Here is a 26,839-nt window from a genome sequence, read left to right as displayed (position 1 = left end):
CCCGCTCGTGGGCCGGCTTTGTAAAGTCGCGGTTTGTGTGGCAAATTGCAGTGATCGCAGTCCGGCCATTGGAGAAATTCCATGGAACAGAAGGGCATGCAGCAGCGCAGGTCGTCCCAGGGCTTCAAGCGCAAGGAACTGGTCGGTAAGCTCAATCCCACCTGCTTGCGCGCCTTCAAGGCGGCGGCCGACGCAGCAAAGCTGCGTGGCAACCCTTACGTGGAACTCGTTCATTTTATTGAGCAACTTGTTCTTTCGGATCGCTCTGACGTGCAGATGATCCTGGCTGACGCCGGTGTCGATGCGGCACGCGTCGCCGGCGACATGACACGCGCCGTCGACAAGCTGCCTTATGGCGCGACCTCGATCGAGGAGTTCTCCGACCACATCTTTCACGCCATCCAGGAGGCCTGGAACCTGGCGACGCTGGAGTTCGGCTCGGACGAGGTGCGCAGCGCCCATGTGATCCTGGCCTGCCTGAAGGTGCCGGTGCTGGAAGGGCTCGTGTCGAAGATCAGCACCGAGTTTGACAAGATCGACGCTGACGGCGTGATTGCGCGTTTCGCCGACGTCGTCGACGGTTCGCTGGAAGGCTCTACGACCAGTGCCGCCCCGACTTCGGACGAGGCGCCGCGGCGCCTGTCACCTGGCGGGGAGTCGGCGCTGGCGAAATACGCCACCGACCTGACCCAGCGGGCACGCGACGGCAAGATCGACGCCGTCGTCGGCCGCGATCCGGAAATCCGCCAGATCGTCGATATCCTGATGCGCCGGCGCCAGAACAACCCGATCCTGACCGGCGAGGCCGGCGTCGGCAAGACAGCCGTAGTCGAAGGCTTTGCGCTGCGCATCGCCGAAGGCGACGTGCCGCCGATGCTGCAAGGGGTCAGCCTGCGCATGCTCGATGTCGGCCTGATGCAGGCCGGCGCCAGCGTCAAGGGCGAGTTCGAGAAGCGGCTGAAGGCCGTCATCGACGAGGTGCAATCCTCCGAAACGCCCGTGATCCTGTTCATCGACGAGGCGCATACGCTGATTGGCGCCGGCGGTGCTGCCGGCACCGGGGACGCCGCCAACCTGCTGAAGCCGGCGCTGGCACGCGGCGAGTTGCGCACCATCGCTGCCACCACCTGGGCCGAATACAAGCAGCATATCGAAAAGGACCCGGCGCTGACCCGGCGTTTCCAGGTGGTCAAGATCGAGGAACCCGACGAGGCCGCCGCCATATTGATGCTGCGCGGCGTCGCCGGCGTGCTCGAAAAGCACCATGAGGTGCAGATCCTCGACGAGGCCATCGAGACGGCGGTCAAGCTGTCGCACCGCTACATCCCGGCGCGGCAACTGCCCGACAAGGCCGTCAGCCTGCTCGATACGGCTTGTGCCCGCGTCGCCATTTCACAGCACTCCAGGCCCGGCGAGGTCGAGGATCTGATGCGCCGCAGGCAGGCGCTCGAGGTCGAGCAAGGCATCATTGGCCGCGAGGCGGCGATCGGCATCGAAGTGGACGAGCGCAAGGCACGCGTCGAGGCCGGGCTGGTCGAGACGGACGCCGCACTGGCTGCGGCCCAGGAGCGCTGGGACAAGGAAAAGGCCGCCGTCGCCGAAATTCTCGACCTGCGCGCCAGGCTGCGCGGGCAGGGCGTGGCGCTCGATCCCGTCGTTGCGGAGGCGCAGGCGGCCGAAGAAGCCGGCGAGGAACCGGTCGCTGCCAATGACGATGATGCCGTCGATCAAGATGTCGCCGCTGGCAGCGTGCCCCAGGTTGAGCAGGCCGAAACCGCTCAACAAACAGAGGCAGTCTCCGATCCCGGGGCCGACCTTGTGCGGCTCAGGGAGCTGATGGCGGTGCTGGCTGAGGCGCAGGGCGAAACGCCGTTGATCCTGCTTTCCGTCGACCGCAATGCGGTGGCCTCAGTGGTGCAGGACTGGACCGGCATCCCCACGGGACGGATGCTGACCAGCCAGACCGAAAAGGCGCTGTGGCTGGCGCAGACCTTGTCCGAGCGCGTCGTCGGCCAGGATCATGCGATGGAAATGATCGCCAAACGCGTCCAGACCAGCCGCGCCGGGCTCGGCGCGCCGGAAAAGCCGGTTGGCGTGTTCCTGCTCTGCGGCCCCTCGGGCGTCGGCAAGACCGAGACGGCGCTGGCGCTGGCCGAGACACTGTACGGTGGTGAGCAGAACCTGATCTCGATCAACATGTCGGAATTCCAGGAAGCGCACACCGTGTCGACGCTGAAGGGCGCGCCCCCTGGATATGTCGGTTACGGCAAGGGCGGCATCCTGACCGAGGCTGTCAGGCGCCGGCCCTATTCGGTGATCCTGCTCGACGAGGTCGAGAAGGCGCATCCCGACGTGCACGAGATCTTCTTCCAGGTCTTCGACAAGGGCATGATGGACGACAGTGAGGGCCGCCGGATCGACTTCAAGAACACGCTGATCCTGCTCACGTCCAATGTCGGTTCCGAGGTCATCATGACCAAGACCAAGGGCGGCGAGCTGCGCGAGAATGTCGAGAACCTCGACGCTGCGTTGCGTGCGCCTTTGCTCAAGGTGTTCCCGGCGGCCTTCATCGGCCGTGTCGTGACGATCCCCTATTATCCGCTGTCGGGTGAGATGATCGAGGCGATCACCCGCCACCAGTTCGGCAAGATCGCGCGCCGGCTGCAGGTCAGCCATGGCGCGGAACTGGTGATCGGCGATGGCGTGATGGAACTGATCAAGGCGCGCTGCACCGAGATCGAATCCGGCGGCCGCATGATCGATGCGATCCTGACCAACACGCTTTTGCCGGAACTGAGCCGCGGCGTGCTTAACCGTTCGCTCGATGGGGAAAAGCTGACGCGCGTGACAGTCGGCGCGTCAGGCGAGGGGTTCAGCTACGAGTTTGGGTAATTCACCTGCGGGGTAGGTGCTGCAACGCCCTACCAAGGGCTTCCACCGTCGCCACCACCACCACTATCGCTTCTTTCGCTGCGTTCAACGCTCGGCGTCGCCGGAACGATCGGCTTCTTGACGACCCTTGGCTGAACCGGAGCCGCGACAGCGACCTTCTTCGCAGGCGCCACTTTCTGGACCTGTACCGGCTGAACAGCTGCCTGCTCTTCGACCTTCATCAAGGAACCACAACCGCCCAGCGGCGTAAGCACGGTCGCCATTAGAAGACTGATGGTATGCGATCGCATGTAACGTCTCCCCTTCATGAGCCCAGCATGTCCAAACGTGGTCGTGTTTCGATCCATTCCTTGTGCAGGAGGTCGCTCAGTAGCTCCCCGGAATTACGCGGTGCGGCCGTTCCAAGAACGGTGCTTGCGGCTTGGCGGGTTCGCGGTCCAAGCCTGCCATCAATTTCGCCGACATCTTGGCCGGCACGTTTGAGCGCAAGTTGCACTTCCTTGCCGATTGTCAGAGCGTCGACGCCTCCCAATGCCTTCTTTGCCTGATCGGAAGCGTCCTTGAAGTTGAATGAGGCGGACAAGGCGTAAAGGCGGGCGATCTCACCGTTGTCTTTCTGCAGTGTCGGATTGTCCTTCAGTAACTCGGCAGCGTAGAAGGCACCCCATGCGTCGCCCCTCTCGGCGCTTTCGCGGTACCAGGTTGAGATTGTTGCCGCATCAGCTGTGTTCTCTCGCTCGGCAAGGCGCGCTAGCAACCGACCGGCATATGGATGCCCCATTGCGCGGGCCTTCTCAAACAATTCGGCGGCGTGCTTGGTGTCCTTCTGTACGCCTGCTCCATCGCGATAGAGGATACCGAGCAAGACCATGCCGTAGACGTCGTTGCGATCCGAGGATTCCGTGATGAACTTGAGGGCGCGGGCCTCGTCTTTAGCGACATGTTGTCCCGACAGGTACTCGGTGCCCAGCATGTTCATCGCATATGTGTGGCCGGACTCGGCCGCACTCGCGACCATTGCCATGCCGCGGTCGATGTCGGGCTTGGTGCCGAGCCCCGTGACGAGCGCACGGCCCAGCGCATATTGCGAATAAGGATCGCCGCGTTTCGCGCCGGATTCGAACAACGGGATTGCCTTGGCCGGGTCTCGCTCGACGGCTGCGCCGAACTGATAGAGCCTGCCGAGCAAATAGCTGGCGCGGACGTGGCCGGCGTCGCTGGCGGCGTTGAGTTCGGTGAGGGCCTCCTTGAAATTGCCTTCGGCATAAAGCGCCCGCGCGTACTGGTACTTGAACCGCGCCACCTCGGGATGCTGCTCGGCGGCTGCCTTGCAGGCGGTGAGCGCCCTGGGCACGTCGATGTCGTTGGGCAGCTTGCCGTCGGCAACTGCCTGGACGTCGAGCGGTTCGGCGGCGAGCGTGTCGCATTCATTGACCGAGACGGCGACGTTGATGGTGATCGGGGCGGGTGCTGCGGTCTTGACCGCCGGCATCAGCACGACGGTGCGCAGCGGCTCCTTGGCGGGCGCTTTGTCGGCGGGCAGGGGGAGCGGCTTGACCTCCATGCTGTCGGTGCTGGTGTCGACCTTGCCGGTGCTGCCGCTGGTGTTCATCGCCACCGTCTCCGTCACCGGCGTGGCATCGTCCTCGGCGGCGACGAGTTTGAGCGACGGGCGGATACGCAGCTTGGTGATGTCTTCGGCCTTGATCAGGTCGCCCTCGGAAACGATCTTGCCGTCGACCGCCACTTGCGTCTCCGGATCGCGCTTTTCCAGACGGAGCCAGCCGGTGGGCGCAGCACTCGTCGAGCGCACCACCTCTTCGGGCATGGCGGCGAAGCCGGTGCCGATGTCGGATGCCATGGCGACCAGGATCGGCTTGGCCGGTTCGGGCGCGGCCGGTTTCGGCTCGTCGCCTTGCTGGATGTTGAGCGCCGGCTTGACCTGTGCCTCGGCGACGGCCTTGTTATCGACGACGACGCGGACGATGCCGCTGGCGCTGCGGCCGCCATCGGTGGTCACGGTGTAGCGCACCTCGTCGGCGGTCATGTCGGCGGATGCCGGCTTGAACATGACTTCCTCGATGCGGTCGGCCGCGATCTTGCTGTCGAGGCTGAGCTGCTGGTCGCCGAGCCAGAGCGTGCCCTGATCGGGCAGCTTGGTGAAATTGACCGTCAGCTCGGCATTGCCGCTGGTGATCGGCGGCGAGATGCGCAGCGCCACTTCCTTGGTTTCAGGCGCAACGCGGACTTCGCGCATATCCTCTATGATCAAAAGGTTCTGGCGGGTTACGAAGAAGAAGGATGAGGTAAGGCTCGAGGCGTCCCAAGGGGTCTGGCGCCCGTCGGTGCGCTTGATCACCTCGGCGCGGATGTCGCTGAGCAGCTTGCGGACTTCGACATTCGGCTTCAATGCATATTCGGCGAAGGTGCCGGTGAACGGGCTAAGTCCATCATTGCCGTCGAGCGCGACACGGTCGGGCGCGGTCGAATAGACGATCAGCGTGCCGTCCTGCGGCGCGACCGAGGCCAGGCCCTTCTTTCCCTCGACCGCGACCTTGGCCTGGCCGACATAATAGGAATTGTTGGCGAAGGGATTGTCGCGGCAGGCGTCGAGGATCGCGATCTGCAGCGAGGAGGTTTCGCGCATGTATTCGAGCAGGCTCGACATGTTGTAGGCTTGGACCTCGAGGTCGTAGGAGGTCGCCAGGGTCGCATCGACAGGGATCATGAAATTGTGGCCGCCGACCTGCACGGCATGGCCACTGTAGTAGAACAGCGCGACGTCACCATCGTTGAGCGTGCGGAGGAAGCCGAGAATGGTTTCCTCCAGGCCCTTCTTGTCGAGATCCTTGCCGAGCGTGACCTCGAAATTGGCGCGTTCCAGCACCTCGCGGATGCGGTCGGCGTCGTTGGCGGGGTTGGGCAGCGGGGCCAGATGCTGGTAGGCGGTGTTGCCGATGACCAGTGCAGCGCGGCGGCCTGACACGCCGTCAGCCGCCAAGGCTGTGCTCAGGGCTAGGAGCAGGATGAGACCGCAGGCGGCGAGAGCGCCGCTCATGCGCTTGAATATGCCAGCATTGAGAGCGGGCAAGCAGCCTTCGCATACCATGAACTGCTCCTTCCGGACACGCAGTCGTTACAGGCTTGGCACGGCTTGCATTGTTAGCGTTCAAGCATCCTCCTCAGGCGGATCGGTGTCAACGCAGTCGACATAGATCAAACGGCCTATTGCCCGGCGCCCGCAAAGGCCTCGCGAGCAAAAGTCCCGATCGCGAAAATCCGTGTTATTGTCAGTCCGGTGATCGAAAAATCGCAGGTGTGAAGCAATGGCCGAACGGCGCTCACGCATGGATGGAACCAGGTCATGACGCCGGAGGACAAGACACGTATCGCGCCCGATACCGGTGTCCATAAGGGCGTGCAGCTCAACGGCATCTACGAAATCGACGAGCATATCGCCACCGGCGGCATGGGCGAGGTCTATCGCGGCCATAACATCCAAACCGGCGACCCGGTGGCGATCAAGGTGGTGCTGCGTGAATTCGCGCGCGACCAGGGCATCCTGGCGCTGTTCCGCAAGGAGGCCTCGATCCTCAACCACCTCTCCAACGACGCCATCGTTCGCTATCACGTCTTCACCATCGATCCGACCATCGGCCGGCCCTATCTCGCCATGGAGTTCGTCGACGGCCAGTCGCTCGGCGAGCGCATCCGCAACGGCCCGCTCGACACGCGCGAGGCGCGCAAGATGCTGGCTCGCGTGGCCTCCGGCCTGTCGGTGGCGCATGAGGCAGGTGTCATCCACCGCGATCTGTCGCCCGACAATATCGTCCTGCCAGGCGGCAAGGTCGAGAAGACCAAGATCATCGATTTCGGCATCGCGCGCTCGGCCAATGTCGGCGGCGGCACTTTGCTCGGCGGCAGCTTCGCCGGCAAATACAGTTTTGTGTCGCCCGAGCAGCTCGGGCTGTATGGCGGTGAAATTACCGACCAGTCCGACATCTACAGCCTCGGCCTGGTGCTGGCGGCCGCCTTGCGCGGCAAGCAGCTCGACATGGGCGGATCGCCGGTCGAGGTGATCGAGAAACGCCGCACGGTACCGGACCTGACCGGCATCGACCCCGATCTTCTGCCGTTGCTGCAATCGATGCTGCAGCCCGACCCCAGGGATCGCCCGGAAAGTGCGGCGGCGATCGTCGAATGGCTGCGCGAGACCGGCGGCGCCACCACGCCACCCTTGACGCTGCCTGGCATGCCCGTGCACGACCAGGAACAGCGCAAGCCCGCCGAGGCCTGGCGGCCGCCGGGATCGGCATCGAGCGGGCAGAAGTCGTTGCCGCCCGAGGCAGTGCTGCCGCGCGATGCGCCGTGGCGCACCGCCGGTACGACGGGCAGGCCAATGCCCGACCCACGGCAAAGAGCAGCCCCCAAACCTGCACCCGCCGCGAGCGCAACCAAGTCACCACGCGGTGCGCTGGTAGGTGCAGTCTTGCTGGCCGCCGTGGCCGCCCTGGGCGCCGGCGCCTATTTCTCCGGGTTGATGGACGGGCTCCTGCCGGGAGAAACTGATGTGACATCGGGGCAGGAAGCCGCTGGCGGCAAACTCACGCCGGCGCCGCCCGTACCCAAGGAGACGGTGCAGGTTCCGGCCAAGCCTTTGCCAGAGCCCGCGCCTGTAACCGAGGCAAAGGCGCCGGCGCCGACTGACATCGCCAAGCCGAAGCCCGCCGAGCCGGTCAAGCCAATTGCCTTGCCCGAGCCCCCGAAGGCTGCGATGAGTGCTGCCGACTGGTTCAAGGCCTTCGACGGCGGTCCCTGCTTCTACGCTTCGGTCGCCAACGTATCGGCGCCCAGCCCCGAGGTCGAGGGGCTGGCGACCTCGAAGGCGCCGTTCGACAAGCTGAGCCGCGACTTTGCTTCGGCCTTCGGCAACGGCCCAAAGGTCAATCCGCGCATGATCGAGCGCGAGCAGTGCCCAGTCGCCGATTTCCTCGAGGCGGTGCATCCGGACACCGGCCAGGGCCCGACCCTGCAGTTGAACAAGGACAACCTCAAGGTCGGAGACTCGCTGCAAGGCACGCTGAGCCGGACCGGCAGCCGCAATGTCAATCTGCTGCTGATCGGCAAGGACGGCGTCGTCTACAACTTCGCCAGCCTGCTCAAGAAATCCGGGCCCGACGCGGCGAGCTTCAGCATGAAGCTGTTCCCGCTCAACGACCAGGAGGCCACGGCGCCCGAACCGCATCTGATCGTGGCGCTGGCGAGCGACAGCGGCATCAAGGCTGCCGACATCAAGGACCCCGAGCTCGCTTCCGACCTGTTCCCGAAGATCCGCACGGAGATCGAAGCACAGCCGAACGCCGCCGGCATCGCCTTTGCCTATTTCCTGTTCGACCGTTGAGTTTCATTCAGATCACGGCGGGCGGCTGCTGAGGCCAGCGCTGCAGCGCAGCACGACCCGTATCCGTCAATTCGTAGATGCCGCGATCAATGCGGACGAACCAGCCATAAACATTGTCCTGCAGGATTTTTGGCGCGCGCGACACTGACTGGCTGAGGTCGCGCGGCCGCCTGGGGCCGTCGACAAGGGCCACGGCGCATTTCAGCGCGTCCTGGCGATAGGCGGTCATGATCGGCGCGCGCGAACCACCGCCGACGACTGGGTCTCCATGCCTCCGGCGATGTTCTGATACGAGGCGCGAGCGCCGTTTCGGATCGCGGCGCGGCGCCGGTGCCTCCGGGCTGAGCAGGACTTCGACCCGTTCGTCGTCGAATATGCCGAGCAGGCCGAAACCCAGGCGACGGCAGAGATTGCGGAAGCGTTTGTCGCCCTCACGGCCCTTGCCGCGCGGCGACATGCGGGCGGCAAGCCAGATCTCGTCGGCGGCGGCAGCACGATCGACACCTTGCAGGATCAGCTCGAGATTGAACTGCAGCTTCAGTTCGCAGACGACGACGATGGGCGGCGCATCGCCGCTCAGCGCCAGCAGGTCGCAGCCGCCGATCTCGCCCTTGACCTCGAAGCCGAGGCCTTCGAGGAAGCGTTTTACCGGGCTGTAGAGTGCCGTCTCGAGCAACAGGTTTTCTCACCGCATTAACGCTGGGCCAAGGCTGTGCCTCGTCGCTGGCGCTGGCCAAGTCTGCGTCGAATCATTCGGGATATCATGACGATGCCACCGCCATAGTCGAGCGGTGACATCCGGCATCGGGACATTCGACCCGGTTGGCGGTCAATTCGCCAGGACAGAGCCTGGAGCAATTCCAGGAAAAGTGTGCAGCGGTTTTCTGTCCGGAATTGCGCAGAAACAAGAGGATGGAGAGTTTCCGCGATTCGAAGAAAAGCGGAAACGCTAGTCCGAAATCCGGGCGATATCCTGCAATGCAGCCGCCGAGAGTGTCCTCAACCTGATGCGGGAGGCGCGTTCCTGGTCGCAATAGACCATGTTGCGGGCGACACGCTTGGCGCGGCCGCGGCCTTCCGGTGCGCCGGTGTTGGGATTGACGTCGAACTTGGGAAAATTGCTCGAGGATATGTCGAGCCGAAGCCGATGGCCCTTCTTGAACAGATTGGCCGTGGCAAAGGGTTCGATGGTGATGCTCATCACCTCGCCCGGGACGCAGGGTTTTGGCGCATCGAAGCCATCGCGGTATCGGCAGCGGAATATGCCGTCCGTCAGGATCATGGCGAAGCCGGTGGGATAGTCCTCGCTCGGCGGATAAACGTCGATCAGCTTTGCGGTGAAGTCGGTATCGGGGCCGTCAGTGGAAGCAAAAAGCTCAACGGTCACCGGACCGACGACGGCAATGTCTTCGACAAATGGCTCGGTTTCGAAGGAGAGAACGTCCAGCCGAGCCGAAAGCGGCAGATTGGTGTTGTCACAGCCGAAGAACCGCGCCTGCTCGCGCTGATCGAAGCCGCCGCCCTCGAACACCGGTTGGCCGCTGGTCAGCGCGCCGCCGATGGTCGGCACGGGGTGCTTCGGATCGAAGTCGTAGACGAATGGAGCTGCCGTCCGGGCAGGGGCCTCGGTCGACAGGCGGCCGTCCTCGTGGAGGTGCAGCACCGTTTCCTCGGAGGTCGGTACCGGCCAATCGGGCGCGGCGATCCAGCGCCCACCATGGTCGAGGCGGCCTTGCGGAGTCTTGCGGCCCGACCCACCGCCCATGACGAACAGGCGCGCGCGGGTTTCTCTGTCGACGCCATTGTCTGCGTCCTTCATCCAGCGGTCGAACCAGCGGCGGCGAAACTCCAGCCAGCTTTCGCTGACATTGCCGCCCAAGGGGGCGGCCGCGCCGAACTCGACATCGCCGGCGAAGGTGGCGTTGCGATTGCCGTGCAGATTGGGGCCCATGATGAGCGCCATCGGACGATCCCGGTCACGCGCCAGTCCTTCGTAATTCTCGAAGGTGGTTTTCACATAGGCATCGTACCAGCTCGACAACAGCGCGACCGGCACGTTCGGGAAGGTATCGTAGCTTTCGGCAGCATAGATGCCGGGCTGCTTCCAGTAGTCGTCGAAGGTGCCGTGACGCCACTGTTCGAGCAGATAGTCCTCGTATTCGGGGACCCAACGCACCGGTGAGCGCCGCTCGGACCAGGGCATGGCGTTGAACCAGCTTTTGACATCCTCCGCTTCCAGTGCGCGCAGCAGGTTGGGGTCGTGTTTGGCCGCGGTGCTCTCGCGGGCATTGTTGTACGCCCAGGTTGCCTGCTTCAATTCAAACGCGCCGCCCTGGCGAATGCCGCAGGTAAAGGCATTCGAGAATCCACCGGAGTCCATGACCATCGCAGCAAGGCCGGGCGGGTTTAGACAGGCCAGCGCCATCTGGGTATGCGCGGCATATGAAAGCCCCATCGTGCCGATCTTGCCATTCGACCAGGGTTGCTCGACGATCCAGGCAAGCGTGTCGTAACCGTCAGGACCTTCGGCGAGGTACTTGGTGAACGCGCCTTCCGAACCATGTCGACCGCGGCAATCCTGATAGATCACGATATAGCCGTGGCCGACGAAGTGGCTTGCGACTTCGGCCCGCGTCATCGGCCTTGTCATGCCGAGTTCGATTTCCGAGCGCGAGCGCTCATCCTTGCCGTAGGCGGTACGTTCCAGGATGACGGGCAGGGCGTCTTCCAACACCCTGCCGTCATTTGCCGGACGATAGATGTCGGCCGCGAGCCGGACACCGTCGCGCATCGCCACCATCACATCGCGGTGGACCACGACGCCGGGGCTCACCTGCTCGAGCGCGGGCAAGGACGCGACGCCCATCGTTTCGGCTGCTGCTTTCATGACTGCCTTACTTCGTCGTGTGGGCAAAGGTGGCGAGCGTGTCTTCACCCTTGGAAGGGGTGAAGGCGATGCTGTCCCGGCTCGCCCAGGTGACCACCGGCCAGTAGAGCGGCATGATGGCGACGTCGCCGAAGGCGACCTCGGCGGCTTCGGCCAACAGCGCGTTGCGCTTGTCGACGTCGAATTCGGCCAGCGCCTCCTTCATCTTGGCGTCGTAGGCGGGATTGGAATAACGCGCCCGGTTGAAGGAGCCGGTGCCAGCTTCCTTGTCGAACGTCATCAGCACGTTGGTCATGCCGGGCGCCGCAGACGGGGTGGTTGTGCCGAAGGAGAATACGAAGGCCGAGAATTCCTGCTTGCCGGCCGCCGCGACATAGACGCTGTAGGGCTGGGTGACGACGCCGTTGACCTTGAGTCCACCACGCGCAAACAGCTGGCCCAGTGCCTGGCCGACATCGGCGTCGCCGGCAAAACGGTCGTTGGACGAATGCACTGTGATGCCGAAACCGTCGGGATAACCCGCCTCGGCAAGCAAAGCCTTGGCGCCGGCGAGATCGATCGCGTCCGGCTTGAGATTGGCCGAGTGGCCGCCGATGCCTTCAGGCACGAGCTGGCCGGCGGCGGCACCTGCACCCGACAGGATGCGGTCGATCAAAAGCTGGCGATCGACCATCTTCGACATCGCCTGGCGCACGCGAACATCCTTCAGCGGGCTCGGCGCCAACTTGGCGCCCGCCTTGTCGGTGACGAACGGGCTCTCGTCGCGTGCGCTGTCGAGTGCCAGATAGATGATCCGTGCCGAGGGCGTGGAATGCAGTGCGATGCCTTCGACGCTCTTCAGCGTTGCGACATCCGCCGGCGGCACGGCGTCGATCAGATCGACAGCGCCGGAACGAAGCGCCGCCACGCGTGCGGCGTTGTTGGAGATCGTGCGGAAAGTGACCTTTTCGAATTCCGGCTTGTCGCCCCAGAAATCGTCGTTGCGCTGAAGCACAAGGCGGTCGCCCGGCACCCATTCGACGAATTTGTAGGGACCGGTGCCGACGGTCGCAGCGCCACTGTTGAAATCCGCGATGCCTTTGCCTTCGGAGGCCTTCCTGGAAACGATGTAGACCATGCCGGCCAGTTCCATGAATTGCGGCGTCGGCTTCTTGGTGGTGAAGCGGATGGTGGTCGGATCGACGATCTCCATCTTTGCGATGGAGCCGACATTGGCAGTGAACGGTGCCGGGCTGTTTTCGATCGTCGACACGCGTTCGAGCGAATAGACGACGTCCTCAGCGCTCAGCGGTGAGCCGTCGTGGAACTTGACGCCCTGACGCAGCTTCACTTCCCAGGTGAGCGGATCGGTATTCTTCCACGATTCGGCCAGGTTCGGCTTGATCTGAAGGTTTTCGTCCTGTTCGACCAGCCGCCCGAAAATATGCTGGGCGGCATTCTGGTTGTTGCCGGTGCGCGAGAATTGCGGGTCGATCGCCGAAGGCTCGGCGGAAATGCCCACTGTAAGGTCGGCGGCAGATGCGGCCATGGAAAAGCTGCTGGCCAAAAGCAAGGCTGCGAAAGACGAACGGATGATCTGCATGGTCGTGTTCCCTTTTCTGTTCATGCAATTGCGGTTGTCGGGATGGCGGGCGAGGCCGCCTTGCCCGGCATCTCGTTGAGATGGCAGGCGCTGACGTGGCCCGCCGCGATCTCACGCAAGATCGGCCGCTCGATGCGGCAACGGTCGAAGGCGTGCGGGCAGCGCGGATGGAAATGGCAGCCCGAAGGCGGATGAAGCGGCGAGGGGATCTCGCCTTTCACCGGATTGAACTGGCGTTTGCGCTGCTTGATCGTCGGCACTTCGGAAAGGAGTGCGATCGTATAGGGATGATTGGGCGCGGCGAAGAAGGCGTCCGCCGGGGCGCTTTCGACGATGCGGCCGAGATACATGATGGCAACGCGGTCGGAGATATGCTTGACCACGCCAAGGTCGTGGCTGATGAACAGGTAGGTCAGACCGAGTTCCTGCTTGAGCTCCATGAACAGATTGAGGATCTGCGCCTGGATCGAGACGTCGAGTGCCGACACCGATTCATCGCAGATGATGAAGCGTGGATTCACCGCCAGGGCACGCGCGATGCCGATCCGCTGGCGCTGGCCACCAGAGAACTGATGCGGGTAACGGTTGAGATAGGACGGGTCGAGGCCGACACGCTGCATCAGCGCGGTCACCATTTCGGCGGCATCACGCCGCGCCACCATGCCATGGGCGATTGGCGCTTCGCCGATGATGTCGCGTATCGTCTTGCGCGGATTGAGCGAAGACATCGGGTCCTGGAAGATCATCTGCGAGGCAAGCCGCGCAGCCTTTGCCTCGGCACGCGGCAGCGCCGACATATCCTTGCCTTGCCAGTTCATCACGCCATCGGACTGGGGCAGGATGCCAGCCATGATGCGACCGAGCGTGGATTTGCCGCAGCCGGACTCGCCGACGAGCCCGACGACTTCGCCGGGGTTGATCGTTAGCGAGACGCCGTCGACGGCATGAACGACACGCTCCTCTATATCGGCGCCAAGAAAGCGCGCCAGGCGTTCGGCGTAATCGAGCCCGCGCGTGAAACGTCGAGAAATCGATGTGGCTTCGACAAGAGGCGTCATGCTGCCCTCGCGATCTGCGGGTGGAAGCAGCGCCAGCGGTGGCCGTCGGCTGTGGCTTCTTCTGGTTCGATTTCGCAGGCTGCTGTGGCCGCAAAGCAGCGCAGGCGGAATGGACAGCCCGCAGATCGCCCAAGCGGTGGCGGCGCCATGCCGGGAATGGGCGTCAGCGGTTCGCCCCGTTCGAGATTGGCTGGAACCGAACGCATCAGGCCGATCGTGTAGGGATGGACCGGACTGTCGAGCACGGTATCGGTTTCGCCGGTCTCGACGATCCTGCCGGCATACATCACCGCTATCCGGTGGGCGAGGCCGGCGACGACGCCAAGATCATGGCTGATCCAGATCAGCGACATGCCGAAGTCCCGGCTCAGCCCCTGGATTACCGCCAGTATCTGCGACTGGATGGTGACGTCGAGCGCTGTCGTCGGCTCATCGGCGATGATGAGCTCCGGTCGGTGTAGCAGTGCTATGGCGATAGCGACACGCTGGCGCATGCCGCCGGAAAACTGATGCGGATAGGCGGCAAGCCGTTCGTCGGGCGAGGGGATGCCGACCAGACCGAGCGCTTCGACGGCGCGAGCCCGCGCCTCGGCCTTGGAGACGCGATCATGGGCGCGCACCGTCTCGACCATCTGGGTCTCGATCGACAACACCGGGTTGAGCGTCATCATCGGGTCCTGGAAGATCATGGCGATCTTCTTGCCCCTGAGTGTCCGCATCTCGCCCTGCGAACGGCCGACAAGGTCTTCGCCATGAAACAGGATCCTGCCGCCGGCGACACGTCCCGGCGGATCGACAAGGCCCAGAACTGAAAAGCCCGTGATCGATTTGCCGGAACCGGACTCGCCGACCAGGCCGAGGATTTCGCCCCGGCCAACCTCGAACGACACACCGTCCACCGCCTTGGCCACGCCGGCCCGGGTGAAGAAATAGGTGCGGAGATTTTCGACCTTCAGCGTCATCTCATCGCTCCGAAAGTCGGGGGTTGAGTACTTCACGGAGACGGTCGCCGACGATGTTGATGCTGAAGACCAGCGCCAGCAGCAAAAGGCCGGGATAGACCGATATCCAGTATTGGCCCGACAACAGCGTCTGGTAACCATTGGCGATCAACAGGCCGAGCGACGGCTCGGTGATCGGCAGCCCGATGCCAAGGAAGGACAGCGTTGCTTCGGCTGAAATGGCGTTGGCCACCTGAAGCGTTCCGATGACGATGATCGGCGGCAGGCAGTTGGGCAGCATATGGCCGAACAGGATGCGCGGCTTGGAAAGCCCCAGCGATGCGGCGGCCTCGACATATTCCTTGCCGCGCTCGATCAGCGCTGCTGCACGCACCGCGCGGGCAAACTGCGCCCACTGTACGATGACCAATGCCAGCACCACCTTCCACACGCCCTGGCCAAGCAACGCCAACAGCATCAATGCCACCAGGATGGTGGGGAAGCCGAGCATCAGGTCGACAAGGCGCATGATCAGCGTGTCGATGCGGCCGCCATAATAGGCTGCGGTGAGGCCAAGTGCCGTGCCGACCGCAAGAGCGATGACTCCGGAGAACAGGCCGACGCCCATCGACGTCCGCAGGCCGTAGACCATCGCCGAGAACATGTCGCGGCCCTGGCCGTCGGTTCCGAGCCAATAGGTCGTGCCCGACATGCTGTTGGACATCGGTGGCAAGCGCGCGTCGAAGAAGTCGATCGCTGCGAGGTCATACGGGTTCTGCGGTACCAGCGCGGGGCCGAAAATGGCCGTGGCGATCAAGATCAGGCAGATCGCGAGCGCGATCGTCGCCTTGGGGCTGCCGAGAATGCCGCGCAGCGAGCGCGCCCAGAACGACTGGCTTTCCTGAAAACGGTGGGTGAGCGCTGTCATTGCGTTTCACTCAGCCGGATGCGCGGATCGAGCATCGAATAGACGATGTCGACGGCAAGATTGATGAAGATGAACATGGTGACGACGACCAGCAGGTAGGCAACGACCACGGGCCGGTCGAGCACGGTGATGGAATCGATCAGGAGCTTGCCGATGCCGGGCCACGCGAAGATGGTCTCGGTCACCACCGCGAAGGCGATCAGCGAACCGAATTCCATGCCGACCACGGTGACGATCGGGATCAGGATGTTCTTCATCACATGGACGGAAATGATACGGCGTTCGGACAGACCCTTGGCACGGGCGAACTTGATGAAGTCGAGCGGCATCGTCTCGCGCACGCCGGTGCGGGTCAGCCGGATGACAAGCGACAGCTGGAACAAGGCGAGGTTGGTCGCCGGCAAGATAAGATGAGCGAGCCCGTCCCAGGTAGCCAGGGACGTCGTGATGCCGAAGATCTCCCCGGATTCGCCGCGCCCCGATGACGGCAGCCAACCGAGCCAGACCGAAAAAATCATGATCAGCATCATGCCCTGCCAGAAATTTGGCAGGCTGAAACCGAGAATCGAACCGGTCATGATGGTTTCGTCCGTCACCGAACGCGGCTTGAGCCCTGCGATCAGGCCGAGGGGAATGCCGAGCACGAGCGCGATGGCGAGTGCGACGAAAGCGAGTTCGAGTGTGGCCGGCAGCCGCTGAAAGATGAGGCTGATGGCCGGCTGGTTGAAGACGAAGGAGCGGCCGAAATCACCGTGCAGCGCGTTGACGAGGAAGGTGCCGTATTGCGCGACCAGCGAGCGGTCGAGCCCGAGCGCCCGGATCGCCGCCTCGCGCTCGGCGAAGCTGGCGTCGGCAGGGATCAGGATGTCGACTGGATTGCCGATGGCGTAGACGCCGACAAAAACCAGAAGCGACGTCAGGAATACGACAAACAGGCTCTGGCTGAAGCGGCGGATGATGAAGATCGTCATCGCGTTTGCGCTCCTTGCATGACTTGCCTGAATGGGCTGCGCCCGGTCATCACGTGAATGCTCTCCTCCCGGCGCCGGTTGCCGACTGCCTGTTGTCGTGCGACGTAACAGCGAGGGCGGCAGGCGCGCAATCTTATGAGTTTTGTGCATTACTCGATGCGAAAAGGGCCGTGCAGCAGCGTGGGGAACTGAAAGCTGAATGAACCTGAAGCAGTTGGACGTGTTTCGCGCGGTGATGCAGACCGGTTCGACGATCGGCGCATCGGGCGTGCTCGCCTTGTCACAGTCGGCAATCAGCCGCCAGCTCACGAGCCTGGAGGAAGAGATCGGTTTTGAGCTGTTTCGTCGTGAGAAGGGCAGGCTGGTTCCAAAGCCTGAGGCAACCGCACTGCTCCGGGAGGTCGGCGAACTCTCGGACGTCTTGGCACGGCTAAAGCGCCGGACCGACGAACTCAGTGCCGGGCGCTCGGGCCGGACGCTGATCAAGATGGGGTTTCCGCACTCGCTGACGACGACGCTGTTGCCGAAGCTGGTCGCCGACTTTCTGGCAACGCAGGATCAGGTCAGTATCGAGCTGGTGGCCGGCCCCTACGATATGATCGAACGCGCGGTCATGGGCCGCAGCGTCGATTTCGGCTTTGTCCGGTTGCCGACCGAAGATCGTGGCCTGGTGACGATGCCGCTGGTGTCGAGCGGGCAGCTATGTGTTTTGCCGGCCGGTCATCCGCTGGCAGCGCGCGAGACCATCAGTGCCGACGATCTTGCAGGCTCCGATCTGGTGCTGCTCGGGCGGCTGAGATCGAGCCGCGAAGACATCGAAGAGCGGCTGCGGCGTGCCCAGGGTGCGGTCCGTTGCCGGGTCGAAGCGCATTCGGTGGAGGCAAGCGTCGCGCTGGTCGCCGAGGGCATAGGCGTTTCGATCATCCCGGCGCTGATCGGCAGCCTGCTGAAGTCCGAACGCGTTGTCATGCGGCCATTCGCGCCGCCGCTGTGGAGCGACTACGGTATCGCCACGCTGCGCGAAGCGCCACTTTCCAGGCCGATGTTGATGTTCATCGCCATGTTGAAAGAGCGACTTGTCGGTGACGGCGTGCTGACCAAGCCGATCTGAGCTGGGCCATGACAACATACCTCGTGATGGACCAACAACGCCTGCATTGATCAAGGATCGACTTTGGGAGATAGTCGGCGCCATTGGTTCAGGAGCCTTGGGCGTATGCGTACACCGGTTGCCAACCAGATCAGGAAGCGCAGGGCCGTCTCCGACGCGCTCGGCCGCCATAAGGTATTCGTCAGTTCCAGGCTGTTTCGAGGCGATGGCCAGACCATTTCGCGGGTGCTGGTCTCGGGCCAGTATTACGACGTCAGCGACGCCTTGCTCGACAGGCTGATGGCGGGTGCGACCCCCAGGGAGCTTGAACTGGAGCCCGCGCCCGAAGACGCGGCGCGCTAGGCCGGGATGGCAGCGGAAAAGCTTCGCACCTACCGGCAAAAGCGCGATTTCACCAGGACGCGCGAGCCACGCGGCGTCGAACAGGCGGGCGAGGGCAACCGCTTCGTCGTGCACAAGCACCATGCCACCGCCGACCACTACGATCTGCGCCTCGAACTCGACGGCGTGCTCAAGTGCTGGGCGGTGCCGCGCGGGCCGTCGCTCAATCCGGCCGACAAGAGGCTTGCCGTCGAGACCGAGGACCATCCGCTCGAATATATCGACTTCGAAGGCCTGATCCCTGAAGGTGAATATGGCGGCGGGCCGATGATCGTCTGGGACGGCGGCGTCTGGGCGCCGATGGAGGACGCCCGGGCGTCGCTCGACAAAGGCGCGTTCAAGTTCCGGCTCTGGGGCGAAAAGCTCAAGGGCGGCTGGATGCTGGCGCGGCTGAAGCCGAAGCCGGGCGAAGACAAGCGCAACTGGCTGCTGTTCAAGGAACATGACCCGGCGGCCGACGAGACGACGGACATTCTCGAAGCGCGGCCAGAAAGCGTAAAGTCCGGGCGGCGCATCGAGGAGCTGGTCGTGGTTCCGAGGAAGCCGCCGCCACCGAAGCCCGGCGACCTCAAGCCCGACAAGCTCGCGGGGGCGGTGCGGGCGCCGATGCCGGCGCGGATCGAACCGCAGCTGGCCACCGCAGCACCCAAGCCGCCGTCGGGCGAGGGTTGGCTGCACGAGATCAAGTTCGATGGTTATCGCACCATGGTGCATCTGGAAGGCGGAACGGCCCGGCTGATCACCCGCAGCGGCATCGACTGGACAAAGCGTTACGGCAAGCTTTCGGCGGCGTTTCGCGACCTGCCATGCAGCGACGCGGTCATCGACGGCGAGATCGTCGTTCTTGACGACAAGGGCATCAGCCGGTTTGCCGCCTTGCAGGACGCGCTGGCCAGCGGGCACGACGAGCTCCTGGTGTTCTACGCCTTCGATCTTCTGCATCTCAACGGCTGGGGCCTGACGGGCGTAGAGCTTGGCAAACGCAAGGACTTGCTGGAGACCCTTCTTGCCGGCCATGTCCACGCGCAGTCGGCGCTGCAGGTCAGCGGGCATGTCGAGGGCGACGGCCAGGCATTGTACGACCAGGCAACCCTGATGGGATTGGAAGGCGTGGTGTCGAAGCGACGCTCGGCGCATTACACATCAGGGCGCTCGCATAGCTGGACCAAGACCAAGGCGCTGAAACGGGACGAATTCGTCATCGCCGGCTACACCACATCCGAAGCCGCAGAGGGCCTCGCGGCACTTGCGCTCGGCGAATGGGTGGACGGAGAGCTGCAGTATCGCGGCAAGGTTGGAACCGGCTTCGACGCCGAGACGTTGCAGTCATTGCTGCACCGGCTGCAAGGCCTGCGCGAGGGTGCGGCGAAGCTCGATGGCGCGCCGAAGGAGGTCATCCCTGTGCGACCCGTGCTCAATGCCCGCATCCACTACGCCAACCGCACCGCCGACAATGCGTTGCGGCATGCGGTGTTCAAGGGGCTGCGCGAGGCCGAGCTGTCGGAGGCGCCCCTGGCCCCGCGCAAGCGGCTGATCACCGACGCCGACCTTGCAGCCGTCACCATCACCAATCCGGAGCGCCGAATGCTCGGCAAGTCAGGGCCGACCAAGCTCGACATTGCCGTCTATTACGCCGCCGTCGGCGATTTCATGCTGCCGCACATCATGGGGCGGCCGGTGTCGCTGTTCAGGTGCCCAACCGGCCAGCACAAGGACTGCTTCTTCCAGCGCCACGCCTTCACCGGCATGCCGGCAACCATCGCGCGGTTCGAGACCAAGAACTCTGAGGACGAGACAAAAACCTACATTTCGGTCGAGGACGCCAAGGGATACCTCGCGCTGGCGCAGTTCGGCGTCGTCGAGTTTCATGTCTGGGGTGCATTGCGCAAGCGCCTGGACAAGCCCGATCGGGTCGTCTTCGATCTCGATCCGGGCGAGGGGATCGGCTGGCGCGAGGTGGTCGAGGCGGCCGTGCATGTCCGCGACGAGCTGACGAAGATGGGGCTGGTGCCGTTCGTGAAGACCTCGGGCGGCAGCGGCATCCACGTCGTCGTGCCGACGACAGGCAAGCTCGGCTGGAAGCAGTTCCATCAGGCAAGCAGCGAAATCTCGTCGCGGATCGCCAGGACCGCGCCCGACACTTTCACCACCGTGATGGGCAAGGACAACCGCAAGAAGCGCATCTTCATCGACTTCCACCGCAACGCGCGCAGCGCGACCGCCGCTGCGCCCTACAGTCTTCGCGCCCGCACCAACATGCCGGCGTCGACTCCATTGAGCTGGGCCGATCTCGAGTCCATCGACGCTCCAGCGGATTTGAACTATTCTTCGCTTCCCGGACTTGTGGCCAGGTCGGGCGATCCTTGGGCAGACATATCAGATCATGCCAAGGACTTGCCGGTCGAGGTCACTGCCAAGAGTAAGTCTTGACCACGAGTATGTCTTGAGTTGTGTCGCGTAGGAGACAAGCATGGCACCAAGGGCAAGTTGGAAGGGGTATCTGAAACTCAGTCTGGTCAGCTGCCCGGTGCGGCTGTACCCGGCGACCAGCACGAGCGAGCGCATCAGCTTCAATCAGCTGCACAAAGACACGCACAACCGCATCAACATGAAGCCCGTCGATCCGGAACTCGGTCTCGTCGAACGCTCCGACCTCGTCAAAGGCTACGAATACGAAGACAAGAAATACATCATCATCGACGAAGCTGACATCGACAGCGTCAAGATTGAATCCAATCACACGATGAACATCGAAGCCTTCGTCGATAAAGACTCCGTCGACGTGATCTATCAGGACGCGCCCTATTATCTTGCCCCGGACGGCGCAATGGCCGAGGAGACCTTCGCCGTGCTGCGCGAGGCCTTGCGCAAATCGGGCAAGCTCGCCATCGCCCGCCTGGTCCTGTCCAGCCGTGAGCGCGTGGTGACGATCGGCGCACGTGAGAACGGCATGTTCGTCTGCACCTTGCGCAATCCGAGCGAAGTGCGTGGCACGTCTGAATATTTCGGCAACATTCCCGCTGGCAACCCGGACCCGGAAATGTTGGAGTTGGCCGAAGCGCTGATAAAGCAGAAGCTGACGACATTCGATCCGAAAAACTACGAGGACCGCTACGAGATCGCCTTGATGAAGATGATCAAGGAGAAGCTGAAGGGTCACAAGCCGATCATCGCGGCGGCTCCAGAGCGTGGCAACGTCATCAACCTGATGGATGCGCTGAAAGCCAGCCTCGGCCAGGCCAAACCGCCGGCCAAGAGCAAGACCAAGGCCGAACCGGCAGAGAAGCCCGCAGCCAAACTTGCGGCCGCTGGCAGCGGCAAGGCAGCGAAAGGCAAGAAGTGACGGCACTTTCGGGCAGGATCTTTGGCCTGGTCGGTGCGCTTGCCGCCTTTCCCAGGCGGCTTGCCGTGCGCGAGGTCGCTCGACAGGGCGGTGAACTGCAGCATGGCGTGACGCGGCGGACGACGCATGTCGTGGTCGGACGTATGTTGCTCGCCAAGCTTGACGAGGCGCAGTTGGAGGCGCGGCTCGACGCCGCGCTTGCCTCCGGTCGACCGGTGCTCAGCGAAAATGGCTTCCTCCGCGCGCTTGACCTGCTCGATCGGGCAGATGGCGCGGAGATGACCCGACAGTCGCTGATCGAGCAGTCGCGCATCGAGCCGCACGCCTTCGACTTCCTGTCGCTGTTCGACGCCTTCGAAGGCGACAGCGAGCCCTATGCGTTTCGCGACCTGATCCTGGCCCGGAAATATGCCGGGCTTTTGGCCAGCGGTGCAACCTGGAGCGCCATTGCCAGGTCGGTACGCCGTTCGGGTGCCGTCGCGTCGCTCAGCGCGTTGTCGTTGCATGCCGACGGCAAGGACTCGATCTATGCCCGTCTTGGTGAAGACTTGGCCGAACTGGACGGCCAGCGGCTGTTGCCGCTGGGACGCCCAGGCGATGCCGAACTCGAGGATATGTTCGCGCTCGCCGAACAGGCGGAGGAGGGTGGTTCTTATGCCGAGGCGGCGGCGCTCTACGCACGCTGCCTTGCCGCCGATCCGAGCGACAGCGTCGCGGCATTCAACCGCGCCAACTGCCTGCGCGCGGCCGGCAACAGCCAGGAGGCGATGCAGACCTATCTCCGGGCGATCAAGCTCGACCCGAAATTCGTCGAAGCCTGGTTCAACCTCGGCGGGCTGTTTGCCGCCGAAGGCAAGGTGCACACCGCACGGCGCCACCTCAAAAAGGCGGTGGCGCTCGACCCGACCTACGCCGATGCGATGTTCAACCTCGCCAACCTCGAATACGAGGCCGGCGACCTGGCCGAAGCCAGGCGCTGGTGGTCGCTTTATCTTGAGCTCGACGGCACGTCGGAATGGGCCAAGACCGCCGCCAAGGGCATCCAATATGCCGATCTGCATCTCAGGGAACGGACGGCAAGCTAGATGGCATTGCATTTTCTTTTCGACGGGCCGGAAGACGCTGCCGTCACCGTGCTTCTGGCTCACGGCGCGGGCGCGCCGATGGACTCGGCGTCGATGACGGCCGCTGCCAGCGCGCTTGCCAAGGTCGGCTTTCGCGTGGCGCGCTTCGAATTCGGCTACATGGCGGCGCGGCGGAGCGAAGGCGCACGGAAGCCACCGCCAAGGGCGGAAACGCTGAACCCCGAATACAAGGCAGCCGTTGACCAACTGGCCGCCAAGGGACCGCTTGTCATCGGCGGCAAGTCGATGGGCGGGCGTGTCGCCAGCATGGTCGCCGACGAATTGTTTGCGTCGGGCAAGATCGTCGGGCTCCTGTGCCTTGGCTATCCGTTCCACCCTCCGGCCAAGCCGACGCAGTTGCGCACCAGACATCTTGCGGCACTGAAGACGCCGACGCTGATCGTTCAGGGCACACGCGACGAGTTCGGAACGGTCGAGGAAGTTCCCGGCTATGAGCTGTCTGAGCGCATCGAGCTGCTGTGGCTCGAGGATGGCGACCACGATCTCAAACCGCGCAAGAGCATTTCCGGCTTTTCCGCCGCGGATCACCTGAAAATGCTGGGCGAAGCGGTCGCCGGCTGGTCGGCCCGGCTGACCTGACCGAATGAAGATCGCCACCTTCAACGTCAACAACGTCAACCGCAGGCTCGAAAACCTGCTGGCTTGGTTGAAGGAAGCAAAACCCGATATCGTATGCCTGCAGGAGCTGAAGGCGGCGGACACACAGCTGCCGCGTTCGGCCATCGAGGCGGCGGGTTATGGCGCGGTCTGGCGGGGACAGTCGACCTGGAACGGCGTGGCGATCCTCGCCCGCGATGCGGAGCCGGTCGTGACACGCTGGGAGCTGCCCGGCGACCCCGACGACCGCCAGGCCCGCTATATCGAGGCTGCGGTCAACGGCGTGCTGATCGCTTCGCTCTATGCGCCGAACGGCAATCCACAACCGGGGCCCAAATTCGATTACAAGCTGGCCTGGCACAGCAGGCTCAACGCCCATGCGGCAACGCTGCTTGCGGCCGATGTTCCGGCGGTGCTTGCGGGCGACTTCAACGTCGCGCCCGAGCCCCGCGACGTCTACGCAACCAAATCTTACGACGACAACGCTCTCGTCCAGCCCGAGAGCCGTACCGCCTTCAGGCAATTGCTCGATCAGGGCTGGACCGATGCCATTCGCAAAGCCTTTCCCGCCGAGGTGGTCTACACCTTCTGGGACTACAGGCGAAACCGTTGGCCGCGCGACGCCGGCCTGCGGCTCGATCATCTGCTGCTCAGCAAGAAGATGGCCAGGCGCCTGACTGGGACTGGCGTCGATCGCGATATACGCGGCCGCGAAGACGCGAGCGACCATGCCCCGGTTTGGATCAGCACGAGGTAGCCGGCTTGCGGCTACCTCATGACCGGTGGATGGATTGCTCTATCGCTCAGGCCGGGCGCCACTCGAATTTCAGTTCCTCGCGGAAGGCGAAACGCACGATATGGTCGACAACGACCTGTTCCATGCGGGGCAGGTCTTCGGCCTCGACATTGACCGTCAGCATATGGTCGTCGGCGCGCAGGTCGACAACACGTCCTTCGCCAAGGTCGATGCGGCCTTCAGCAGGTGAAAAGTCGACTGAAAACTTGTGGCTCCAGTGCTTGCAGAGCTGCTGCAAATAGCGGCTGGCGTGTTCGGTGGCGACTGATGCAGTCGATCTGGGCATGATTGTCCTCGGAATGATTGTCACCCTGGGCGCCGACAGGGCGGATGTAGTCTCGCGATTTCGTCAAAAATGCGAGGCCGGGGCGCTGTGCATGGCAAGGTGGCTCTGCGCGATACGCCTTGCACTGTCGCAGAACGAAGGGAAATCCGGCAGAACGAGTTGATGTTTAGAGCCGGCGCCTGTTCCGAAGGGCTGGCGGTCGCCTTATGAGAGACCGTACCGCTTCAGTGGAGCGAAGGGCGGGAAGGCGAGGAGCCTTGCCGGAGGTGGGCGTATTCGATGCGGTTGCGTCCCTTCTCCTTCGCCGCCTGCATCTGGCGATCGGCAGTGAGCAGCAGCTCGTCGGCGGTCGCGTCGGTTTCAAACAGCACGGCGCCGACACTGACGGTCAAGGGCCAGGTCAAACCGCCGGCAACGGGTTCGAAACTCGCCTCGGCAACCGCATTGCGGATACGCTCGGCAACTTTCTCGGCATTCGCCTTGGTCGCTCCGGGCAGGTAGACGGAGAATTCGTCACCGCCGATGCGCCCGACAAGATCGCCGCTTCGCACCGAAGCACGGATGATTGCGGCGATCGCGCTGAGCGCCTGGTTGCCGGCGGCATAGCCGATCTGCTCGTTGAGGCGTCTGAGATGATCCATGTCGATCACCAGCAGCGCGCCCGGCCGCCGCTCTGTCGCAGAGCTCGTTGCAATGACGTCGATTGCCGCGGTGAACAACGGGCCGGTGAGGCATGACGTTAGGCTGTCATGCGCCAGCTCCTGGGCGTATTTTTGCTTCAGCGAGGCGTTTTCGGTCAGGCTCAGGCCCAGCAGCACAAGCAGGGGGGCGATGAACAGCAGTGGCAAGACAAAAGCGTTGACCGCGTCACGCCAGAGAATTTCAGCATCCACGCCGGCAAAGACAAGGACACGGAAGCCCAGTCCGACGATTACGAACAAAAGCGCACCAGCCAGGGTCAGAAGCGCGACCTGGCCCCACCGGCGCTGTGTTATTGCATTCAGTCTGTCTAGCATGCGTACCCAGCCGAAAGTCTTTCCAAGGATTTGAACCTTACTGCCATATCTACGTAATACGCGCGGCGAGGGGGCACTTTGACCGAGAGGCCACAGTTACGAAGTGTTATGGCTAAGGGAGGGTTAAGGACCACTTCGGAAACTGACCGGCGTGCCTTGCTGGCATCTAGCCTAACAATAGCGATGTTTCGGGATAAGCCCCGTGGCGGACCGTAGCCGATGAAGCAGAGAACTACGTTCCTCCACTCGGCACGAGCGCCGCTTGGTTAGGCGCTCCGCGCGCTTGACAAAGCGGGGACAGCGTCCGCATAATTCACCCAAAAGGATGAATTATGCGCTACGAAGGACCATCGGCTTACCTGGACAGGACGCTAATGGCGCTCGCCGATCCTGTTCGGCGGCGCATATTGCAGCGATTGGGGGCCTCAGAATCCCGCGTCACCGATGTTGCCGCCGAGTTTTCAATCTCGCTGAACTCGGTGAGCAAGCACATCCGTCTCTTGGAGCGAGCGAGGCTCATCGAGCGGAATGTGTCCGGGCGTGAGCACATACTTCGCTTCCGCCCCGAGCCGCTCTCTGAGGTTCAACAATGGATCGCGGCTCAGCAAGCCTTCTGGGCGAGCCGGCTTCAAGCCATCGACGATCTTTTGACGGCCGAAGATACGGCGAGTGAGATACCACCTCGCAAGGAGAAGAAGCGTGTCTAGAACCATTGAAGCGAAGACGCGCCATGAGTTCAAGGCGTCTGCCGAGCGCGTATTCGATGCATGGCTTGATCCGGTAAAAATGCGGTCCTGGGCGGCGCAACCTGTTCCGGGAATGCCCTCATTCGATATTCGTAGGGTCGAGATCGACGCGCGAGTCGGCGGCAAGTTCACCTTTTCAGATATGCGGGAAGACGGCGAGGCAGTCCATTGGGGCTACTACCTCGAAATCGATCGCCCCCGGAAGCTTGTCTTCACATGGTTCACCTCGGAGGAGGAAGAACAGGAGAACAACTCCCTCGTCACCCTGACAATCGAACCTCTCGACAACGGATGCCGAGCGACCATCGTGCACAGTATGGACGAGCGCTGGGCCGAATGGGCGAAGCAGACAGCGGCTGGCTGGGCCTTCATGCTGCGCCAGATCGACTTGTATTTCGGGGCGGAAGCAAACTGCGACCAGAGCAGCGTCCAGTAGGCGGGTATGCATTGCGAGGCGCCCCGCAACAGGTCACAATCCTGCGATGCCCGCCCGGATCAAGCCCGCACGACCTCGTGCAGCTATCCTCTATGAATAGGGGGTATCTCGCGCACCTACCGTTAACGGCCTAGCGTCGCGAAGACATTTCGAACCCGCGGGGTTCGCGAGCCCGAGCTGGCATCGCGCCCCATCGGAGCCGTCAGCGAAGCAAACCGGCGTGAGACAATGAGCGACCCGAGACATAGGTGACGTTTCGTACCGGACACATGGGTAACACTTTTGGCTTTTGGCCGGAGGTGTTGATGCCGTGGAAGGAGAG

Annotated in this window: 22 protein-coding genes; 11 read left to right on the top strand and 11 right to left on the bottom strand. The window is 63.2% G+C overall.

The genetic code is table 11. The features are described from left to right. The first annotated feature begins 96 nt into the window (after positions 1-96). Complete coding sequence (tssH, locus tag HNQ95_RS12080) at positions 97-2,892, top strand: type VI secretion system ATPase TssH (RefSeq protein WP_182574240.1); 2,796 nt, start codon at positions 97-99, stop codon at positions 2,890-2,892. A 29-nt stretch (positions 2,893-2,921) separates the two neighbouring features. Here the strand turns inward: tssH and HNQ95_RS12075 are convergent, their stop codons facing one another. Both HNQ95_RS12075 and HNQ95_RS12070 read right to left on the bottom strand, forming a co-directional pair. Next, positions 2,922-3,182, bottom strand: coding sequence for a hypothetical protein (locus HNQ95_RS12075; protein ID WP_154386504.1), 261 nt, complete (start codon positions 3,180-3,182; stop codon positions 2,922-2,924). 14 nt (positions 3,183-3,196) lie between these two features. Next, positions 3,197-5,950: a caspase family protein gene (locus tag HNQ95_RS12070; RefSeq protein WP_182574156.1), complete on the bottom strand. Its 2,754-nt coding sequence runs from the start codon at positions 5,948-5,950 to the stop codon at positions 3,197-3,199. A 306-nt stretch (positions 5,951-6,256) separates the two neighbouring features. Here HNQ95_RS12070 and HNQ95_RS12065 point away from each other — a divergent pair, with 306 nt between their 5' ends. Continuing rightward, complete coding sequence (locus HNQ95_RS12065) at positions 6,257-8,293, top strand: serine/threonine-protein kinase (RefSeq protein ID WP_182574155.1); 2,037 nt, start codon at positions 6,257-6,259, stop codon at positions 8,291-8,293. Between the two features lie 7 nt (positions 8,294-8,300). Here the strand turns inward: HNQ95_RS12065 and HNQ95_RS12060 are convergent, their stop codons facing one another. The 7 genes from HNQ95_RS12060 to HNQ95_RS12030 form a co-directional block, all read right to left on the bottom strand. Next, positions 8,301-8,969: a DUF2161 domain-containing phosphodiesterase gene (locus HNQ95_RS12060; RefSeq protein WP_182574154.1), complete on the bottom strand. Its 669-nt coding sequence runs from the start codon at positions 8,967-8,969 to the stop codon at positions 8,301-8,303. Positions 8,970-9,242: 273 nt separating this feature from the next. Beyond that, the gene (locus tag HNQ95_RS12055; protein ID WP_182574153.1) at positions 9,243-11,180 is read right to left on the bottom strand and encodes a CocE/NonD family hydrolase; all 1,938 of its coding nucleotides are present in this window, start codon (positions 11,178-11,180) and stop codon (positions 9,243-9,245) included. A 7-nt stretch (positions 11,181-11,187) separates the two neighbouring features. Continuing rightward, complete coding sequence (locus HNQ95_RS12050; protein ID WP_182574152.1) at positions 11,188-12,762, bottom strand: ABC transporter substrate-binding protein; 1,575 nt, start codon at positions 12,760-12,762, stop codon at positions 11,188-11,190. 20 nt (positions 12,763-12,782) lie between these two features. Next, complete coding sequence (locus tag HNQ95_RS12045; RefSeq protein WP_182574151.1) at positions 12,783-13,820, bottom strand: ABC transporter ATP-binding protein; 1,038 nt, start codon at positions 13,818-13,820, stop codon at positions 12,783-12,785. After that, positions 13,817-14,782: an ABC transporter ATP-binding protein gene (locus HNQ95_RS12040; protein WP_182574150.1), complete on the bottom strand. Its 966-nt coding sequence runs from the start codon at positions 14,780-14,782 to the stop codon at positions 13,817-13,819. Before HNQ95_RS12040 ends, HNQ95_RS12045 begins: the two co-directional genes overlap by 4 nt. A gap of 1 nt (position 14,783) precedes the next feature. Continuing rightward, a complete protein-coding gene (locus HNQ95_RS12035; RefSeq protein WP_067962011.1) occupies positions 14,784-15,689 on the bottom strand; it encodes an ABC transporter permease in 906 nt (301 codons plus the stop codon). After that, positions 15,686-16,660, bottom strand: a complete 975-nt coding sequence (locus HNQ95_RS12030; RefSeq protein ID WP_182574149.1) for an ABC transporter permease — start codon at positions 16,658-16,660, stop codon at positions 15,686-15,688. Before HNQ95_RS12030 ends, HNQ95_RS12035 begins: the two co-directional genes overlap by 4 nt. Before the next feature lie 199 nt (positions 16,661-16,859). On the opposite strand from HNQ95_RS12030, the gene HNQ95_RS12025 reads away from it, so the two are divergent. From HNQ95_RS12025 to xth, 7 genes are all read left to right on the top strand, one after another. Continuing rightward, positions 16,860-17,771 carry a LysR family transcriptional regulator gene (locus HNQ95_RS12025; RefSeq protein ID WP_182574148.1) on the top strand — a complete coding sequence of 304 codons (912 nt, stop codon included), beginning with the start codon at positions 16,860-16,862 and terminating at the stop codon, positions 17,769-17,771. Between the two features lie 105 nt (positions 17,772-17,876). Beyond that, complete coding sequence (locus HNQ95_RS12020; RefSeq protein ID WP_154386495.1) at positions 17,877-18,113, top strand: hypothetical protein; 237 nt, start codon at positions 17,877-17,879, stop codon at positions 18,111-18,113. A 6-nt stretch (positions 18,114-18,119) separates the two neighbouring features. Further along, positions 18,120-20,582 (top strand): DNA ligase D, encoded by a 2,463-nt coding sequence (ligD, locus tag HNQ95_RS12015; protein WP_182574147.1) that lies wholly within the window; start codon positions 18,120-18,122, stop codon positions 20,580-20,582. 40 nt (positions 20,583-20,622) lie between these two features. Further along, entirely contained in the window at positions 20,623-21,495 is an 873-nt protein-coding gene (gene ku, locus HNQ95_RS12010) for a non-homologous end joining protein Ku (RefSeq protein ID WP_182574146.1), read from the top strand. Then, entirely contained in the window at positions 21,492-22,580 is a 1,089-nt protein-coding gene (locus HNQ95_RS12005) for a tetratricopeptide repeat protein (protein ID WP_182574145.1), read from the top strand. Before ku ends, HNQ95_RS12005 begins: the two co-directional genes overlap by 4 nt. Beyond that, positions 22,581-23,219, top strand: coding sequence for an alpha/beta hydrolase family protein (locus tag HNQ95_RS12000; protein WP_182574144.1), 639 nt, complete (start codon positions 22,581-22,583; stop codon positions 23,217-23,219). A 4-nt stretch (positions 23,220-23,223) separates the two neighbouring features. Continuing rightward, complete coding sequence (gene xth / locus HNQ95_RS11995) at positions 23,224-23,994, top strand: exodeoxyribonuclease III (protein WP_154386491.1); 771 nt, start codon at positions 23,224-23,226, stop codon at positions 23,992-23,994. Positions 23,995-24,040: 46 nt separating this feature from the next. Here the strand turns inward: xth and HNQ95_RS11990 are convergent, their stop codons facing one another. Together HNQ95_RS11990 and HNQ95_RS11985 are read right to left on the bottom strand one after the other, a co-directional pair. After that, complete coding sequence (locus HNQ95_RS11990) at positions 24,041-24,319, bottom strand: DUF2218 domain-containing protein (RefSeq protein ID WP_182574143.1); 279 nt, start codon at positions 24,317-24,319, stop codon at positions 24,041-24,043. Between the two features lie 224 nt (positions 24,320-24,543). Then, entirely contained in the window at positions 24,544-25,335 is a 792-nt protein-coding gene (locus tag HNQ95_RS11985; protein WP_154386489.1) for a GGDEF domain-containing protein, read from the bottom strand. Between the two features lie 332 nt (positions 25,336-25,667). Between HNQ95_RS11985 and HNQ95_RS11980 the strand changes: the two genes are divergently transcribed. Together HNQ95_RS11980 and HNQ95_RS11975 are read left to right on the top strand one after the other, a co-directional pair. After that, the gene (locus HNQ95_RS11980; RefSeq protein ID WP_154386488.1) at positions 25,668-26,042 is read left to right on the top strand and encodes an ArsR/SmtB family transcription factor; all 375 of its coding nucleotides are present in this window, start codon (positions 25,668-25,670) and stop codon (positions 26,040-26,042) included. Then, the gene (locus HNQ95_RS11975; protein ID WP_182574142.1) at positions 26,035-26,517 is read left to right on the top strand and encodes an SRPBCC family protein; all 483 of its coding nucleotides are present in this window, start codon (positions 26,035-26,037) and stop codon (positions 26,515-26,517) included. Before HNQ95_RS11980 ends, HNQ95_RS11975 begins: the two co-directional genes overlap by 8 nt. Positions 26,518-26,839: the final 322 nt, after the last annotated feature.

The sequence above is a fragment of the Aminobacter ciceronei genome (assembly GCF_014138625.1).
Classification (GTDB): domain Bacteria; phylum Pseudomonadota; class Alphaproteobacteria; order Rhizobiales; family Rhizobiaceae; genus Aminobacter; species Aminobacter ciceronei.
This window is presented reverse-complemented; position numbering and strand designations above follow the sequence as displayed.